Genomic DNA, 17,752 nt, shown 5'->3' with positions numbered 1-17,752 from the left:
AACACTGAATTAATTTTACAACCAGCTTTTTAATTCCATACCAGGACGGCCGTTCATCATCATGTTTCCACGCACCCCAGCTTCATACATTTTCGCACCTGCTGCTCCAATCATTGCCGCATTATCTGTACAAAGCTTTAATGGTGGCACATAGAACGGAATTCCTTCCTGCTTAAAGGCTTGTTCAAGCGCAGAACGCAAGCCGTTGTTGGCAGCAACACCACCTGCCGCAATCACTTGTCTTACATTAAATTCACGTGCTGCACGCAATGTTTTCGTCGTCAATACTTCTACTACGCTATCTTGAAAGCCTTTTGCTACATGGGCTGCTATAATCTCTTCATTGCGTTGATTCATATTATGCTTATAGTTAATAACCGCAGATTTCAACCCGCTAAAGCTAAAATCGTAGCTCCCCTCCTCTAACCAAACACGTGGGAAGGATACTGCTTCCTCTGTTTCATGTGCCAAACGATCAATATGTGGCCCACCCGGATATGGTAAATTCAGCACACGTGCCACTTTATCATATGCCTCACCAGCTGCATCGTCGCGTGTTTCACCAATTAGCTCGAAATGACCATGCTCCTTCATATACACAAGTTCCGTATGACCACCCGACACAACGAGTGCAATTAATGGGAACTCCATTGGCTGTACTAACGCATTCGCATAAATATGTCCCGCAATGTGATGAACACCTACAATCGGTAGCTGGTGTGCCCATGCAAATGCCTTCGCCGCATTAATGCCAATTAATAATGCCCCTACAAGCCCAGGACCTTCCGTAATTGCGACCGCTGTTAGTGCACTTGGTTGCAAATCAGCCTGCAGTAACGCTTCCTCAATAACGAGTGTCACTTGCTCGACATGGTGACGTGAAGCAATTTCAGGTACAACGCCACCGAAGCGTTTATGGCTATCAATTTGCGACGCTACAATATTTGATACAATTTCTGTTCCATTTTTAATAATTGCGGCTGCCGTTTCATCACAGCTTGTTTCAATTGCTAATATATATTGATTTTCCATTTATAATTTCACCCACATGACAAGAGCATCCTCTTGATTATCAGTATAATATCCTTTTCTCAGGCCCCCATCTTGGAAGCCTAGCTTATAATATAAATTTTGCGCTACAATATTCGACACGCGCACTTCCAAGCTCATTGTTTCCATATTCGCTTCGCGTGCCACACGTATTGCCTCACGCATTAAACCTTCTCCAATTTTTCTTCCGCGTGCTGACTCAACTACCGCTACATTTGTAATCTGCGCTGCATCAATCACAAGCCAACTCCCACAAAAGCCTAGAATCTCACCATTTTCCTCAGCCACTGTGTAATAAGCAAATTGATTTTCTGTCATTTCGTAGTAAAAGGAATCTAACGTCCATGGTGTCGGAAATGCATCAACCTCAATCGCATACACAGCTTCAACATCTGCTATTGTCATTTTGCGATATTGCACCATTGTCTATTTGCTCTCCTTTTGCTCTTTCAGCCAATTTGCCTCCGCCTCCGCAATACGACGATATTTCGGTACGAAGGAATGCGTCGCTGAAATATCTGGTAATTCCATTTCCATCGCTAATGCAACGAGCTCTGATGCACGTGGCAAGTGCAAAGTAAATGGAGCAAAAATGGCTTGCTTTCCTAGAGCTTGTTCAATTTGCTCCTTATAAAAAGCCACATCCTCACCGATAAATAGCACGCTTTCCTTATATTTTTTTACTTGCTCGAATAAGCTTTCGATAGAATAATGACCATCCTCCAATAGCACCTCGGATGTTTGACCACGATAAAGTGCTGCATAGACATGCTGGCGTCTTGCATCAAACAAAGGACATACAATACCATTAAATAGCCGCCCATTAGTAGCTAGCACTTGTAAGCTTGATACACCAACCAATGGCTTTTGCATTGTCCATGCCAATGTTTTTGCTAGCGTCACACCGATACGTACGCCTGTATACGCTCCTGGTCCTTCAGATACTGCGATTGCATCAATTGCTGTAGGCTGAATGGATACTTTAGCACAGAGCTCCTCAATTGCAGGCATCGCACCTGCCGAATGTGTTATTTTAAGATGCTGAACTATTTCTGCTAGTATTTTACCATCTTGTACTAATGCAATTGATAACGGTGCATTTGCTGTTTCAATTCCTAACCAAATCATTTTATTAACTCCTCACAAAGCTCGACATAACGAGCACCCACCGGCTCCAAAATAAATAATCTTTCGTGCTCCCCGATTCGCTTAATTGTAATTGCTAAGCGCTCTTTCGGCAAATCCTCTTTGATTAAATGCGCCCACTCTACAACTGTGACAGCATCGCCATAAAAAATTTCCTCCCAGCCTAAATCTTCATCGCTATCCGCTAAACGATAAACATCTAAGTGGTTTAAAGGCAATCGACCCTCGTATTGCTTCATAATTGTAAACGTCGGGCTATTCACTGTCCTCTTTATACCTAACCCTTTTGCTAATGCCTGTGTAAAAGTTGTTTTACCAGCTCCTAGGTCGCCCTCTAAGGTGATTGTATATTGTGGCTCTAATCGTTGTGATAATGCATGTGCGAATTGCTCTGTTTCATGTAATGATTGTATATGCTTTTCAAATTTCATATTATTATCCTTCCCGAAAATACATTATCCTTAGTTTACTCGAATACGAAAAAATGTTCAAAATTTCTACATGCTAAAGGGCTGTCTGAAAAGGATGTACCTTTCAGACAGCCCAGCTTCTAAAATCAATTACGCCTCTGTGTAATTGATTTCAGTTTTTTTGAGGCTGTTTGGTTTGGTGGAAGTTGACCTAAAAGCATCACGTCCTGTGACATCCACTGAAAGTAAGATAACTCTATACCTGTCGCCTTACCGTCGTTACAAAAATAATTTGGTTCCTAGCGAAATTGTCACTATCCTCGTCACAAAATGACTTTTCGGACGACCTCCTTCATCGTGTTGAATGCCCTCGTAATTCAAGTACCTTTTTCTCAACAAGTCGGTCATTTTGAAAATGTATTTCGTAAGCTTGTGTTAATCTATCTTCATCTTGCCAAATGTATATACCTTCTTTTTGAAGTGTACCTATACCTTTTGCTGTATTTACAACATCGAGATAGCTCATGCCTTCCTCTAGCTGATTAAATTCCTGCTCACTCATATATTTTTGCCATATATATGCATTAGAATCTTCTATATCAATTAGCTTTCCTTGTTCATAGGCCGCACAACTGCTTAAAACGAGCGCAATAGCCAACACGCCACTAAATTTCTTTAGCATACGCCTCACCCCCGACACTCTATAACAATACATACCCATTATGAACAATTCAAAAACAAATATTTCGACAAAATTCGAGCGGTTCATAAAATAAAAAAAGCCTTTATAAGCCTATGCTGCTTATAAAAACTATATAAATGGCGGTCCCGACCGGGATCGAACCGGCGATCTCCTGCGTGACAGGCAGGCATGTTAACCGCTACACCACGGGACCAATTTATTAATCTATTTTATCGACATTTAATATATTAACATTATTTATTATCTTTTTCAATCGTTTGTTCTAAAAATACACCTCTTATTTTAGAAGAGGCGTATTTTTGGCCAACCCATTAAAAATTGCTGTGCCCGAGCTCTGCCAATTGCAATTAACTCTTCTTTCATGTCATCATCCATAGTAAACTGTGTGGCACTATATTCCTCCACCGGAATAAAAATAATATTTCGTTCATGCCTTCTCGATATATAACGCTGATCATGTGCATCTTTCATTGTGGCGAAAAGCGACTCAAATAATTGTAGCCCATTATTAATTTTTCTAGACTGTTGATGCTCTGCACTTGAACTAAGTTTAATCCCTAGTAAAGGCCGTATTCTTTTCCCATTGCGATTATCAAATATCCAAAAAGGAAAATTACTTAACACACCACCATCTACTATAACCGATTCATTATTCCTTACTTTTAAAATTACAGGTTCAAAAAAGAATGGAATGCTACAGCTCATTCGCAAAGCACGTGCCACTGAAAAACTGTTAGCATCAATTCCATAGCTAATTAAATCATCTGGCAACACAATCATTTTCCCATTCGACAAATCTGAAGCAACTACTTTCAATGACCCTGGAGGCAAATCTGAAAATGTATAAATATTGCGATTTGCTAGCTTTTTATAAAACCATTTTTCTAACGCAATTCCACGATATATGCCGAGATGTCGATATACATTAAGCCACTTTAAAAATGGAAAATTGAATAATGTTCTGCGACTATCTAAAAGCGACGTTAAATTTAATTCATCTAATAGCTGCTCTATTTCCTTGGCACTATAGCCCGCTGCAATAAATGCCGCCATAATTGCCCCCGCACTAGTCCCCGCTACCCGTTTAAAGCGATAGTTTTGCTCTTCTAAAACTTGATATGCCCCAACTAAAGCAAAGCCCTTCAAGCCTCCACCAGAAAAAACGCCATCAATTAGCATTATTCTCCTCCTACCTTATTGTAGGTCCATTCATCTCAAAATATTACTATATGTAAAAAAACCAGAGATGTTTTGCTAAAAGAACACTCTTATCCTAATAAAATTTAAAAAGCTGGTGAGAAATAGGGCTGTTCGAAAAGGGTTTAGCTTTACGAACAGCCCCATTAGAGATTTGTTCCTTCGATAGTCACAATGAATTATCACTGTCCTCATCGCAAAAGACGTGTCTTATAAATAGCTTTTCAGACACGTCTTTTCCTATCATCTTTATTTTATTATTGTTCAACTTCCTCTTCAGTCACATCTTCTACTTTCGGAGGCATAACTGTAACAAGTGTATAATCATCTTCTGAGAGTATTTTAAAGTTGACTTGCTCTCGAATATCTACCACTGCAATCGAACTACCAATAGTTAAATGTGAGATATCGATTTCGATAGATTCTGGAATATCAGCAGGCTTCACAAATATTCTAACCGTTAAGTTGGGTTGCATTAAAATGCCTCCCTCTTTCACGCCAGAAGATTCGCCTATTAATGTGATTGGTACATCTACTTCCAATTCATAATCCATATTAATTGCTTGGAAATCAACGTGAGTAATAGTATTCTTTAATGCGCAACGCTGTACTTCACTTATAACAGCATTCATACTTTGTTCATCTACCGCTAACTTAAAAATATTATTTAAGCCACTTCCAACAATCATTTTCGAAACCTTTTTTGCATCTACAAAAATCGGTGTCGTTTCTGTTTGATAGCCATAGACAACTGCTGGCACCCCGCCATTTTTTCGAATCTCACGCAAAATAGCCTGAGATCCTACCTTACGTTTTGTAGCTTGTAAAACAATACTCATACTTCCTCAATTCCTTCCAATATATTTTTCGGCTAATTGTTTTAAACAATCAATCGACTTGAGCATGTGATTTTTCAATCACATACTAAACCCTTACCTCAAATAAAAAAGAAACAACCCCAGTAATCTTTACTGGAAAAAGAAGTGAAAGTTTATTTATGCAAGCATTAAAGAAACTACACTTTCCATTATAGGCGATTTTTAGTATAAAGCAAACTTGCCGCTTTCCCTATAACTTTCCAGTCAATCTATCTGACTAAAAACATAAGGTAATTGAATATTTTATGTACCCCAAAACAGGATTTAAGTAAAATGATTGTCCTTAAAGATGCTTCTTCAAGTCTTTTACATTTATAAATGTATTTTAAGATTCTATCAGTAAGTTTCGTGGTTCTATCAGTAACATTAGCAGCTCTAACAGTAAGTCGCCAAAATAGCATCTGAAAAGCCGCGCAGTTACGGCATTTTGAACGCTAATGATTGTTGTTTGCCTAGCAAAAGTCTGCTAAAGCAACAGTTCTTCTAAGTGAAATGCTAAAAATTTTCTTGCAATACGTCACCTAAAATAAAAGGTGTGCCTTTCAGATAACTTTTATTAATAAAAAGTGACAGCCGATAGTTTAAATTTATTTATAATAGGCTCCCAGCGGTTCGTTATTCCATGTTTTTCGAAGTTTATTCCATGTTTTTCGAAGTTTATTCCATGTTTTTATGAGTTTATTCCACGTTTTTCAACTTTTATTCCATGTTTTCTGAGATTTATTCCATGTTCGCCCTTTTTCTTCTTGGTAACTTCCTTTTTTCATACAAAAAAACCACTGATTCCTCAGTGATTTTTTGTGGCGAAGCAATGTCCTACTCTCACAGGGGCGCCCCCAACTACCAGCGACGCTTCAACGCAGTACAGCTGAGCCGCGGATTCCTTCGTTGCCCGCGTCGCTTGCGGTGCTCATGTGCGATGCACATTTCGCTCCGCACTCCTTGGCGCCTCGGACTCCTTGCTCTTCTGCACTGCTTCAAGTTGACATTCGATTGAAAAATTAAGTCATTGTTTGCCTCCGATTACGCGCCGAGCCGACCTTCGGTCTTTGGTAGTTGGGGGCTTCTTTTCCATATAAAAAAACCACTGATTCCTCAGTGGTTTTGATTGCGAAGCAATGTCCTACTCTCACAGGGGGAAGCCCCCAACTACCATCGGCGCTAAAGAGCTTAACTTCCGTGTTCGGTATGGGAACGGGTGTGACCTCTTTGCCATCATTACTTCACTTGCACATGGGTGTGCTGGCGTCTACGTTACCACAGGATGTGGTGCTTTTAGTAGACGTTCCTTACTCGGCTGTCAATCTACTGCGCTACTCTTCGTCAACTGCACTCGCTCATTCAGTCATGTACTTTAGTACATTCCTTCAATCGCTCCTTTGTTTCCTCGATTAGCTTGTGTCTTGAAATCCTTATTTTTAGAAAGTGTTTGTTCTTTCAAAACTGGATAAACGAACATTGAAACAAGTTTTAATTGTGGTTAAGTCCTCGATCGATTAGTATTCGTCAGCTCCATGTGTCGCCACACTTCCACCTCGAACCTATCTACCTCATCGTCTTTGAGGGATCTTACTTACTTGCGTAATGGGAAATCTCATCTTGAGGGGGGCTTCATGCTTAGATGCTTTCAGCACTTATCCCGTCCATACATAGCTACCCAGCGATGCCGTTGGCACGACAACTGGTACACCAGCGGTATGTCCATCCCGGTCCTCTCGTACTAAGGACAGCTCCTCTCAAATTTCCTACGCCCACGACGGATAGGGACCGAACTGTCTCACGACGTTCTGAACCCAGCTCGCGTACCGCTTTAATGGGCGAACAGCCCAACCCTTGGGACCGACTACAGCCCCAGGATGCGATGAGCCGACATCGAGGTGCCAAACCTCCCCGTCGATGTGGACTCTTGGGGGAGATAAGCCTGTTATCCCCGGGGTAGCTTTTATCCGTTGAGCGATGGCCCTTCCATGCGGAACCACCGGATCACTAAGCCCGTCTTTCGACCCTGCTCGACTTGTAGGTCTCGCAGTCAAGCTCCCTTGTGCCTTTACACTCTACGAATGATTTCCAACCATTCTGAGGGAACCTTTGGGCGCCTCCGTTACCTTTTAGGAGGCGACCGCCCCAGTCAAACTGTCCGCCTGACACTGTCTCCTACCCCGCTAAGGGGCACGGGTTAGAATTTCAATACAACCAGGGTAGTATCCCACCGACGCCTCCTTCGAAGCTGGCGCTCCGAGATCTCTGGCTCCTACCTATCCTGTACAAGTTGTACCAAAATTCAATATCAAGCTACAGTAAAGCTCCACGGGGTCTTTCCGTCCTGTCGCGGGTAACCTGCATCTTCACAGGTACTATAATTTCACCGAGTCTCTCGTTGAGACAGTGCCCAGATCGTTACGCCTTTCGTGCGGGTCGGAACTTACCCGACAAGGAATTTCGCTACCTTAGGACCGTTATAGTTACGGCCGCCGTTTACTGGGGCTTCAATTCATAGCTTCGCTTGCGCTAACCACTCCTCTTAACCTTCCAGCACCGGGCAGGCGTCAGCCCCTATACGTCACCTTACGGTTTTGCAGAGACCTGTGTTTTTGCTAAACAGTCGCCTGGGCCTATTCACTGCGGCTCTCATGCGCTTGCACGCTCAAGAGCACCCCTTCTCCCGAAGTTACGGGGTCATTTTGCCGAGTTCCTTAACGAGAGTTCTCTCGCACACCTTAGGATTCTCTCCTCGACTACCTGTGTCGGTTTGCGGTACGGGTACCTCCCACCTCGCTAGAGGCTTTTCTTGGCAGTGTGAGATCAGGAACTTCGTCCATACGGACTCGTCATCACAGCTTGGCGTTAGAGTGTGCGGATTTGCCTACACACACGCCTTACTGCTTGAACAGAGACAACCAACGCTCTGCTTACCCTACCCTCCTGCGTCCCCCCATTGCTCAAACGGTGGGGAGGTAGTACAGGAATATCAACCTGTTATCCATCGCCTACGCCTATCGGCCTCGGCTTAGGTCCCGACTAACCCTGAGCGGACGAGCCTTCCTCAGGAAACCTTAGTCATACGGTGGACAGGATTCTCACCTGTCTTTCGCTACTCATACCGGCATTCTCACTTCTAAGCGCTCCACCAGTCCTTCCGGTCTGACTTCAACGCACTTAGAACGCTCTCCTACCACTGACATCGTAGATGTCAATCCACAGCTTCGGTGAATCGTTTAGCCCCGATACATTTTCGGCGCAGTGTCACTCGACCAGTGAGCTATTACGCACTCTTTAAATGATGGCTGCTTCTAAGCCAACATCCTGGTTGTCTAAGCAACGCCACATCCTTTTCCACTTAACGATTACTTTGGGACCTTAGCTGGTGGTCTGGGCTGTTTCCCTCTTGACTACGGATCTTATCACTCGCAGTCTGACTCCCGTGTATAAATATCCGGCATTCGGAGTTTGTCTGAATTCGGTAAAGCGAGATGCCCCCCTAGTCCAAACAGTGCTCTACCTCCGGTATTCTCCATCACGAGGCTAGCCCTAAAGCTATTTCGGAGAGAACCAGCTATCTCCAGGTTCGATTGGAATTTCTCCGCTACCCACAGCTCATCCCCGCACTTTTCAACGTACGTGGGTTCGGGCCTCCAGTAAGTGTTACCTTACCTTCACCCTGGCCATGGGTAGATCACCTGGTTTCGGGTCTACGACAACGTACTCCTTCGCCCTATTCAGACTCGCTTTCGCTGCGGCTCCGCTTTCTCAGCTTAACCTTGCACGTTATCGTAACTCGCCGGTTCATTCTACAAAAGGCACGCTATCACCCATTAACGGGCTCTAACTACTTGTAGGCACACGGTTTCAGGTTCTCTTTCACTCCCCTCCCGGGGTGCTTTTCACCTTTCCCTCACGGTACTGGTTCACTATCGGTCACTAGGGAGTATTTAGCCTTGGGAGATGGTCCTCCCGGATTCCGACGGAATTTCACGTGTTCCGCCGTACTCAGGATCCACTCTGGAGGGAATGAACTTTCGACTACAGGGCTTTTACCTGCTCTGGCGGACCTTTCCAAGTCGCTTCATCTACTTCATTCCTTTGTAACTCCGTATAGAGTGTCCTACAACCCCAAAGAGCAAGCTCTTTGGTTTGGGCTTTTCCCGTTTCGCTCGCCGCTACTCAGGGAATCGAATTTTCTTTCTCTTCCTGCAGGTACTTAGATGTTTCAGTTCCCTGCGTCTGTCTTCCATACGCTATGAATTCACGTATGGATACTATGCCATTAAACATAGTGGGTTTCCCCATTCGGAAATCCCCGGATCAAAGCTTACTTACAGCTCCCCGAGGCATATCGGTGTTAGTGCCGTCCTTCATCGACTCCTAGTGCCAAGGCATCCACCGTGCGCCCTTAATAACTTAACCTTCAGCTTTCGATATACATCGCCATCCTGCGTCAGCTACTTTCGCTCATTCAGTCACGTACAGAGGTACGCTCCTTCATTCACTCAAGCTGCTTCCTTGGCTTGCTCGTATCTCGAAACCTTCATTTTCGGCTTTCAATACACATCGTATGACTGCGTCAGCTTCATTCACTCTGTCAGTCACGTACTTAGGTACGCTCCTTCCATCGCTCAATCGCTTCCTTGTCCTACTCGTGTCTTGAAACCTTCATGTTAGTTACAACTTATCTCATAAAAGAAATAAGATTTAAGAACTTACACGATCAATTACTTGATCTATTTAAAACTTGTTACTTTCAATGTCGTTTTATCCAGTTTTCAAAGAACAAATAGGCTACCTGTATTTGCTTCCTCGCGTATTTGCGAGGGAAAACCGCAGGTGCACAATAAGAAGTATTCATCCATTGATGAACCTTCAAAACTGAACAGCAATCCGTGAATGTTATCTCCGTAGGAGATATTCCGAAAATATCCTTAGAAAGGAGGTGATCCAGCCGCACCTTCCGATACGGCTACCTTGTTACGACTTCACCCCAATCATCTATCCCACCTTCGGCGGCTGGCTCCAAAAGGTTACCTCACCGACTTCGGGTGTTACAAACTCTCGTGGTGTGACGGGCGGTGTGTACAAGGCCCGGGAACGTATTCACCGCGGCATGCTGATCCGCGATTACTAGCGATTCCGGCTTCATGTAGGCGAGTTGCAGCCTACAATCCGAACTGAGAACGGTTTTATCGGATTAGCTCCCCCTCGCGGGTTGGCAACCGGTTGTACCGTCCATTGTAGCACGTGTGTAGCCCAGGTCATAAGGGGCATGATGATTTGACGTCATCCCCACCTTCCTCCGGTTTGTCACCGGCAGTCACCTTAGAGTGCCCAACTGAATGATGGCAACTAAGATCAAGGGTTGCGCTCGTTGCGGGACTTAACCCAACATCTCACGACACGAGCTGACGACAACCATGCACCACCTGTCACCGTTGTCCCCGAAGGGAAAACCATGTCTCCATAGTGGGCAACGGGATGTCAAGACCTGGTAAGGTTCTTCGCGTTGCTTCGAATTAAACCACATGCTCCACCGCTTGTGCGGGCCCCCGTCAATTCCTTTGAGTTTCAGTCTTGCGACCGTACTCCCCAGGCGGAGTGCTTAATGCGTTAGCTGCAGCACTAAGGGGCGGAAACCCCCTAACACTTAGCACTCATCGTTTACGGCGTGGACTACCAGGGTATCTAATCCTGTTTGCTCCCCACGCTTTCGCGCCTCAGCGTCAGTTACAGACCAGAAAGTCGCCTTCGCCACTGGTGTTCCTCCAAATCTCTACGCATTTCACCGCTACACTTGGAATTCCACTTTCCTCTTCTGCACTCAAGTTCCCCAGTTTCCAATGACCTTCCCCGGTTGAGCCGGGGGCTTTCACATCAGACTTAAAAAACCGCCTGCGCGCGCTTTACGCCCAATAATTCCGGACAACGCTTGCCACCTACGTATTACCGCGGCTGCTGGCACGTAGTTAGCCGTGGCTTTCTAATAAGGTACCGTCAAGGTGCCGCCAGTTACTACGGCACTTGTTCTTCCCTTACAACAGAGTTTTACGATCCGAAAACCTTCTTCACTCACGCGGCGTTGCTCCATCAGGCTTTCGCCCATTGTGGAAGATTCCCTACTGCTGCCTCCCGTAGGAGTCTGGGCCGTGTCTCAGTCCCAGTGTGGCCGATCACCCTCTCAGGTCGGCTACGCATCGTTGCCTTGGTGAGCCATTACCTCACCAACTAGCTAATGCGCCGCGGGCCCATCCTGTAGCGATAGCAGAACCATCTTTCAACTTTAAAACATGGGTTTCAAAGTATCATTCGGTATTAGCCCCGGTTTCCCGGAGTTATCCCCATCTACAGGGCAGGTTGCCCACGTGTTACTCACCCGTCCGCCGCTAGCGTTACTTCGGTGCAAGCACCAAAATAACGCCCGCTCGACTTGCATGTATTAGGCACGCCGCCAGCGTTCGTCCTGAGCCAGGATCAAACTCTCCATAAAAAGAATTTGAGTAAGCTCAAATTTGTATCTGTCGCTTCGCTTTCGATACATTAAAACATTTGCTGGCATCTTCATTCGATGTCCAAAATTGTGTTTCATCTATTCAATGAAACTTTATTCATTCACGTCTTGCTTGTTCAGTTTTCAAGGTTCATTTTACTCTATCGACACAAACATTACCGACAGTTATTAAATCTTAACATATCGTTCGTTTATTTGTCAACACTTTTTTTGGAGCGGGTGATGAGAATCGAACTCACGACATCAGCTTGGAAGGCTGAGGTTTTACCATTAAACTACACCCGCATATTTTTTTGGCGCGCCCGACAGGAGTCGAACCCATAACCTTCTGATCCGTAGTCAGACGCTCTATCCAATTGAGCTACGGGCGCTAAATTATTATCTTACTTGGTGCGGCCGAGAGGACTTGAACCTCCACGGGGTTGCCCCCACTAGGCCCTCAACCTAGCGCGTCTGCCATTCCGCCACGACCGCGTTCAACTTCCTATTTAAGTTTACTCTATATAAATAAGTTGAAAATGGTGAGCCATGAAGGACTCGAACCTTCGACCCTCTGATTAAAAGTCAGATGCTCTACCGACTGAGCTAATGGCTCGTGAAATGGCTGGGGTACTAGGATTCGAACCTAGGCATGACGGAATCAAAATCCGTTGCCTTACCGCTTGGCTATACCCCATCGAAATGGCGGTCCCGACCGGGATCGAACCGGCGATCTCCTGCGTGACAGGCAGGCATGTTAACCGCTACACCACGGGACCTTAAATAATTCAAATGTAAAATGCAAATGGTGACCCGTACGGGATTCGAACCCGTGTTACCGCCGTGAAAGGGCGGTGTCTTAACCACTTGACCAACGGGCCATTGGCTCCGAAGGCAGGGCTCGAACCTGCGACCAACCGGTTAACAGCCGGTTGCTCTACCACTGAGCTACTTCGGATTAATTGTTATTCAATCAGCAATAACCTTGCCGACTTTTTCTATTATAGACACCTTATTTCTTATAGTCAACATTTTTTATATATTTTTCGAAAATAATTTTTTGTTTGATTGAAGTAATAAATTTTTTTCAATTATAAACGATTAATTAGCAATTAATCAACACATTCGCCACCGCTACTCAGTATAGATTATTTATGTTAAGCAAATCGCGCCTCGACATTTGCTACAGCAATAGGATTTTACATTGACTTTTCTTTTTCTTCTATATAATTGTCCACAGTCAAGACAGCGATAATGATAATAAGTTATTTTGCCGTTTTCTTCCTTTTCAATTGTGGAGCAAAAACGAGGAGCCCCTACTTGTTTTAATAGGTTACGAAAATCTGCATCCCGATGTTGATAGCCTTTACCTTGGATATGTAAATGATAGTGACAAAGCTCATGCAAAATAATCCCGGTTAACTCATCGATACCAAAGTACTCATAATAACGTTTATTTATTTCGATATTATGACTATGTAGCATATAGCGCCCCCCTGTCGTTCTTAGGCGTGAATTAAAAGAAGCTTTATGCTGAAAAGGCATTTGGAAATATTGCTGCGATAATTGCTCGACTAATTGCTGCAATTGTGAATCCTCCATCTTTATCACCTCCACAAATTCATATAATCAAGTCAACTTAGCGTAATTGTATTTGAATTTGACTAACTTCGTTTTAAGCACATCTCATGAAATTTATGGCATCCGCCGAAGGCTTTAACTTCTTTCAGCTCGCCACCTATTGAGGTGGAAGATTTCTGTACCCGTCGCTACAAAATATTTTCCTGAAAGAAGTTAAGCAATGAAAAGAACTGTCAAGAAAGCTGTGCATTAGCCATGTTTTCTGTGACGAATAATTGCCAGATGTGTACTTTCTAGGTGCTCTCTTCTAACGGTTTATTATATGCTTTGCTGTGGTGGTAGCATTGTTAAAGAAATGCGCCCCTTGTCTACTTCTACCCTTTCTACCCAAACTGTCACAATATCCCCAAGTGCAACAACTTCAAGCGGGTGTTTGATTCGGCGTTTTTGCAATTTGGATATGTGTACAAGACCATCCTGCTTAACACCAATATCTACAAAGGCACCGAAATCAACTACATTTCGTACCGTTCCTTGTAATTCCATTCCTACTTTTAAATCTTCCATTTGTAAAACATCTGTTTTTAATAATGGCTGAGGGAATGCATCACGTGGATCACGGGTAGGCCTCATTAGTGTATCTACTAAATCCTTTACTGTTACTTCTCCGATATTTAAGGCTTCACTTATTTCCTCAATCGAAAGCGTTGAAATTGCATGTTCAGCCTTTTCAGTCCCTACATCCTTCTTCGTCAAGTTTGCCATTTGTAAAATTTGCTCTGCTAACGCATAGCTTTCAGGATGGATGCCCGTTGCATCAAGCGGGTTTTTAGCATCTACAATACGTAAAAAACCGATTGCCTGCTCATAAGTTTTAGCACCGAGGCGAGGAATTTTCTTCAATTGTGCACGTGAAGTAAATTTCCCACTTTCGCTACGCGCATTTACAATATTTTCTGCAACCGTTTTTGATAAGCCCGACACATACTGCAACAGGGATGCTGACGCTGTATTAACGTCTACCCCTACTTGGTTTACCGCTGTCTCCACTATAAATGTTAAGGATTCCGCTAGTTGTTTTTGCGATACATCATGCTGATATTGTCCAACTCCTACTGCCTTTGGTTCGATTTTCACTAGCTCTGATAATGGGTCTTGTAAGCGGCGTGCGATGGATACCGCGCTGCGCTGCTCAACTTGTAAGTCGGGGAATTCTGCACGTGCTACATCAGATGCTGAGTATACCGAGGCGCCTGCCTCGTTGACAATAACATACGCTATATCTGTTGTCTCCCGCTCCTTTATTACATCTGCAATGAATTGCTCTGTTTCACGTGAGGCAGTACCGTTTCCTATCGCAATAATCCCAATCGGATAACGGTCTAGTATTTCATTAACTACTTTTTTCGATTTGGCAACATCAGGCTTTGGCGGATGTGGATAAATCACTGTCACTTCTAACATTTTTCCTGTTTCATCTACAACTGCTAGCTTACAGCCTGTGCGATAAGCAGGGTCAACGCCAAGAACCATTTTGCCGCGCATCGGTGGCTGCAACAATAAATTCCGCAAGTTTTCTGCAAAAATATGAATCGCCTGCGCCTCCGCCTTTTCAGAAAGCTCATTGCGCAACTCCCTTTCAATAGAGGGCTGAATTAAACGTTTATAGCTGTCAGCAATCGCCTCCTTTACTTGAGCGATAGAAGAACATGAACGATTCTTTGGAATCCATTCGTTTTCCATTATTTGCGTTGCACGCTCTACTGGCACAACAATCGATACTTTTAATATCTCTTCTTTTTCCCCGCGATTAATCGCTAAAATACGGTGCGGAACGATGCGATTAATTGGCTCCTCGTAGCTGTAATACATTTCAAAAACATGCTTTTCATCCTTAGCTTCGTTTTTGCTTGCTGTTTCAATTTTCCCCTCACGCCATGAAAGTTTGCGCAAACGCTCTCGAATCGACGCGTCATCTGCAAAGCGTTCCGCTAAAATTGCACGGGCCCCTGCCAAAGCATCTTCAACAGTCAACACCGCCTTTTCTTCATTTACAAAGTTTTGTGCTTGTTCCTCTATATCGCTATTTGTAAATTGCATCATCAAATCTGCAAGTGGTTCTAAGCCGCTCTCCTTAGCAATCGTCGCCTTCGTTCTGCGCTTTTGTTTATATGGTCGATATAAATCTTCTATACGTTGAAGAACTGTTGCAGTTTGAATTGCATGCTGCAATTCTTCTGTCAGCTTACCTTGTTCATCAATTAAGCGTAATACCTCTTCTTTTCTTTTTTCAAGCTGTTGGATATATTGATAACGGTCGTCAATTGCTTTAATTTCCACTTCATCTAAAGAGCCAGTTGCTTCCTTTCGGTAACGGGCAATAAACGGTACGGTATTGCTATCTTCAAGTAACTTGATAACCGCTTCTACTTGATGTGGTAAGACGTTTGTGTCTGCTGCAATTAGCTTAAACATTTGTTTGTTGTCCAAATTGATCACGTTCCTTCTTACAAAATTCACGCTAACAAAAAATCAGCGCGCTAGAATGAACCATACAAGAACAGTTTGTCCCTATCGATAGCAAAGCATCAGATACAAGACTCCCCACTTCAAAGCTATAAGTGGGCAATGAACTGCCTATGCAAATATGATTCGTGAGAGCTAACAATCTATTGATTGCCCTATCACTTTATTCTAACACGCTGATTTTATTTTAACTATTATTGACTGTTGCAACAGCATCTTGTAATTTTTTTATCGCTGCTCTTTGAATTCTGGACACATGCATTTGCGAAATACCCAGTTGGTCTCCCGCCTCTTTTTGACTAAGCTGCTTTAAATATGTAAGCTCGATTACTTGTTGCTCACGCTCATTCAAAACATGCATAATTTCAGACACAATGATTCGGCGATTTGCCGTTTCGAACTCCAAATCCTCTTTTCCAACAACATCGAACAATGTTACTGTGCTACCATCTGAATCCGATTCTATCGCATGGTCCATTGAAAGCGCTTGGTAACCGCGCCCCATTTCCATTGCTTCAAGCACCTCCTCTTCCCCCACCTCCAAATAGGTAGCTATTTCTAGAATTGAAGGCGAGCGCTGAAGCTCTGTCGTTAAATGCTCCACTGTCGATTTGATACGTGGGCCTAATTCTTTAATGCGGCGCGGTACGTGCACATCCCAAGTCTTATCGCGTAAAAAACGCTTAATTTCGCCGATAATAGTAGGTATTGCAAATGCCTCAAAGCTTCGTCCCACAGTCGTATCGAAGCGCTGCATCGCTCCAAGTAAACCAAGCATACCAACCTGTACAGTATCCTCATAATAAGTTTTGCCAGCAGCATATTTACGCGCTAACGCCTCTACTAATTGTTGATAATGAAGCACTAGTTCTGTTTGGGCGGTATCGTCCTTTGTGGCTTGATATTGCGCAATCCATCGAAGCACCTCTTCATTTGAGGTTTCATTAGGTAATGATTCTCTCGTCATATTCCTCCACCTGCTCTCTTGTGACATACTTTGTCATGAAAACAGTGACGCCGCCCTCATTGTTCACCTTTACTTCATCCATTAACGCTTGCATTAAATAGAGTCCTAAGCCCCCTTCACGTAGCATCGATACTTTTTCATTTTCATTGTACGGGCCGATTTTCGATTTAATTTCTTCAAAATTAAAGCTATTGCCATAATCCGCTACCATGATTTCGATTTTATTGTCGAATAATGCGCAACCAATGACAATTTCGCCCTCTTCTGCATCGTGATAAGCATGATGAACGACATTTGTAACAGCTTCACCTGTCGCAATTTTCAAATCTTCAATTTCGTCATAACTAAAGCCGAGACGTAGCGCCAAACCTGAAATCGTTAAACGAATAACACTGACATATTGCGGTTTAGCAGGAACTCTTATTTCAATATAATCAAATGCTTTCATTATTAAACTCCACCTTTGTATTCGTTTCGATGTCCATTAGCTCACTTAAACCAGTAATTTCAAATAAACGAACTAGGCGAGCTGTTAAGCCAACTAGTTTAAAATGCGCATTTTCTTTCACTACTCTTTTATAAAATGCAACGAAAATCCCTAAACCTGTGCTGTCTAAATAGCTAACCTTCGATAAATCTAGTTGGACTAATGAGTCTTTCTCAATCTCAAGAGCCTCTAGTTCCTCACGTAAAATAGGGGCAGTATACGTATCGATTTCACCATCAATATATCCATTTATTACTTGCCCATCCTTTTGAAACTGCACATTTATATTCATACCTTTAAAGCACCTCCGTCATAACCTATACAACGATTCC

The 17,752-nt window shown here is 43.5% G+C and carries 12 protein-coding genes, 9 tRNA genes and 3 rRNA genes; all 24 read right to left on the bottom strand.

Annotated elements, in window-relative coordinates:
• Positions 1-15 precede the first annotated feature (15 nt).
• A complete protein-coding gene (gene tsaD / locus MHH70_RS14280; protein ID WP_342471799.1) occupies positions 16-1,032 on the bottom strand; it encodes a tRNA (adenosine(37)-N6)-threonylcarbamoyltransferase complex transferase subunit TsaD in 1,017 nt (338 codons plus the stop codon).
• Complete coding sequence (gene rimI, locus MHH70_RS14275; protein ID WP_342471798.1) at positions 1,033-1,473, bottom strand: ribosomal protein S18-alanine N-acetyltransferase; 441 nt, start codon at positions 1,471-1,473, stop codon at positions 1,033-1,035.
• Positions 1,474-1,476: 3 nt separating this feature from the next.
• Positions 1,477-2,178: a tRNA (adenosine(37)-N6)-threonylcarbamoyltransferase complex dimerization subunit type 1 TsaB gene (tsaB, locus tag MHH70_RS14270; RefSeq protein ID WP_342471797.1), complete on the bottom strand. Its 702-nt coding sequence runs from the start codon at positions 2,176-2,178 to the stop codon at positions 1,477-1,479.
• The gene (tsaE, locus tag MHH70_RS14265) at positions 2,175-2,627 is read right to left on the bottom strand and encodes a tRNA (adenosine(37)-N6)-threonylcarbamoyltransferase complex ATPase subunit type 1 TsaE (protein WP_107943723.1); all 453 of its coding nucleotides are present in this window, start codon (positions 2,625-2,627) and stop codon (positions 2,175-2,177) included. The genes tsaB and tsaE overlap by 4 nt, the downstream gene beginning before the upstream one ends.
• Positions 2,628-2,958: 331 nt before the next feature.
• The gene (locus MHH70_RS14260; protein ID WP_066165693.1) at positions 2,959-3,288 is read right to left on the bottom strand and encodes a hypothetical protein; all 330 of its coding nucleotides are present in this window, start codon (positions 3,286-3,288) and stop codon (positions 2,959-2,961) included.
• Between the two features lie 138 nt (positions 3,289-3,426).
• Positions 3,427-3,502, bottom strand: a tRNA-Asp gene (locus MHH70_RS14255).
• Positions 3,503-3,591: 89 nt separating this feature from the next.
• Complete coding sequence (locus MHH70_RS14250; RefSeq protein ID WP_066165690.1) at positions 3,592-4,488, bottom strand: patatin-like phospholipase family protein; 897 nt, start codon at positions 4,486-4,488, stop codon at positions 3,592-3,594.
• A gap of 275 nt (positions 4,489-4,763) precedes the next feature.
• Positions 4,764-5,345, bottom strand: a complete 582-nt coding sequence (locus tag MHH70_RS14245; RefSeq protein ID WP_066165686.1) for a 50S ribosomal protein L25/general stress protein Ctc — start codon at positions 5,343-5,345, stop codon at positions 4,764-4,766.
• Positions 5,346-6,494: 1,149 nt separating this feature from the next.
• Positions 6,495-6,610, bottom strand: a 5S ribosomal RNA gene (gene rrf / locus MHH70_RS14240).
• A 250-nt stretch (positions 6,611-6,860) separates the two neighbouring features.
• A 23S ribosomal RNA gene (locus MHH70_RS14235) occupies positions 6,861-9,788 on the bottom strand.
• A gap of 516 nt (positions 9,789-10,304) precedes the next feature.
• Positions 10,305-11,859, bottom strand: a 16S ribosomal RNA gene (locus MHH70_RS14230).
• The 16S, 23S and 5S rRNA genes sit together here with 8 tRNA genes alongside, the layout of an rRNA operon.
• A gap of 232 nt (positions 11,860-12,091) precedes the next feature.
• Positions 12,092-12,165: transfer RNA gene (locus MHH70_RS14225), tRNA-Gly, on the bottom strand.
• A 9-nt stretch (positions 12,166-12,174) separates the two neighbouring features.
• Positions 12,175-12,251: transfer RNA gene (locus MHH70_RS14220), tRNA-Arg, on the bottom strand.
• A gap of 17 nt (positions 12,252-12,268) precedes the next feature.
• Positions 12,269-12,354, bottom strand: a tRNA-Leu gene (locus tag MHH70_RS14215).
• 45 nt (positions 12,355-12,399) lie between these two features.
• Positions 12,400-12,475 (bottom strand) — tRNA-Lys (locus tag MHH70_RS14210).
• Between the two features lie 6 nt (positions 12,476-12,481).
• Positions 12,482-12,556: transfer RNA gene (locus MHH70_RS14205), tRNA-Gln, on the bottom strand.
• A gap of 6 nt (positions 12,557-12,562) precedes the next feature.
• Positions 12,563-12,638: transfer RNA gene (locus MHH70_RS14200), tRNA-Asp, on the bottom strand.
• A 27-nt stretch (positions 12,639-12,665) separates the two neighbouring features.
• A tRNA-Glu gene (locus MHH70_RS14195) sits at positions 12,666-12,740 on the bottom strand.
• Between the two features lie 2 nt (positions 12,741-12,742).
• A tRNA-Asn gene (locus MHH70_RS14190) sits at positions 12,743-12,817 on the bottom strand.
• Positions 12,818-13,011: 194 nt separating this feature from the next.
• Complete coding sequence (locus MHH70_RS14185) at positions 13,012-13,461, bottom strand: SprT family protein (protein ID WP_342471796.1); 450 nt, start codon at positions 13,459-13,461, stop codon at positions 13,012-13,014.
• Positions 13,462-13,758: 297 nt separating this feature from the next.
• Positions 13,759-15,930 (bottom strand): Tex family protein, encoded by a 2,172-nt coding sequence (locus tag MHH70_RS14180; RefSeq protein ID WP_342471795.1) that lies wholly within the window; start codon positions 15,928-15,930, stop codon positions 13,759-13,761.
• 223 nt (positions 15,931-16,153) lie between these two features.
• Entirely contained in the window at positions 16,154-16,933 is a 780-nt protein-coding gene (sigB, locus tag MHH70_RS14175; protein ID WP_066169097.1) for an RNA polymerase sigma factor SigB, read from the bottom strand.
• Positions 16,911-17,381 (bottom strand): anti-sigma B factor RsbW, encoded by a 471-nt coding sequence (rsbW, locus tag MHH70_RS14170; RefSeq protein WP_066169099.1) that lies wholly within the window; start codon positions 17,379-17,381, stop codon positions 16,911-16,913. Before rsbW ends, sigB begins: the two co-directional genes overlap by 23 nt.
• Positions 17,368-17,712 carry an STAS domain-containing protein gene (locus MHH70_RS14165; protein ID WP_066169101.1) on the bottom strand — a complete coding sequence of 115 codons (345 nt, stop codon included), beginning with the start codon at positions 17,710-17,712 and terminating at the stop codon, positions 17,368-17,370. Before MHH70_RS14165 ends, rsbW begins: the two co-directional genes overlap by 14 nt.
• Positions 17,713-17,752: the final 40 nt, after the last annotated feature.

It is taken from the genome of Metasolibacillus sp. FSL H7-0170 (assembly GCF_038593115.1).
GTDB classification, from domain to species: Bacteria; Bacillota; Bacilli; order Bacillales_A; family Planococcaceae; genus Metasolibacillus; species Metasolibacillus fluoroglycofenilyticus.
This window is presented reverse-complemented; position numbering and strand designations above follow the sequence as displayed.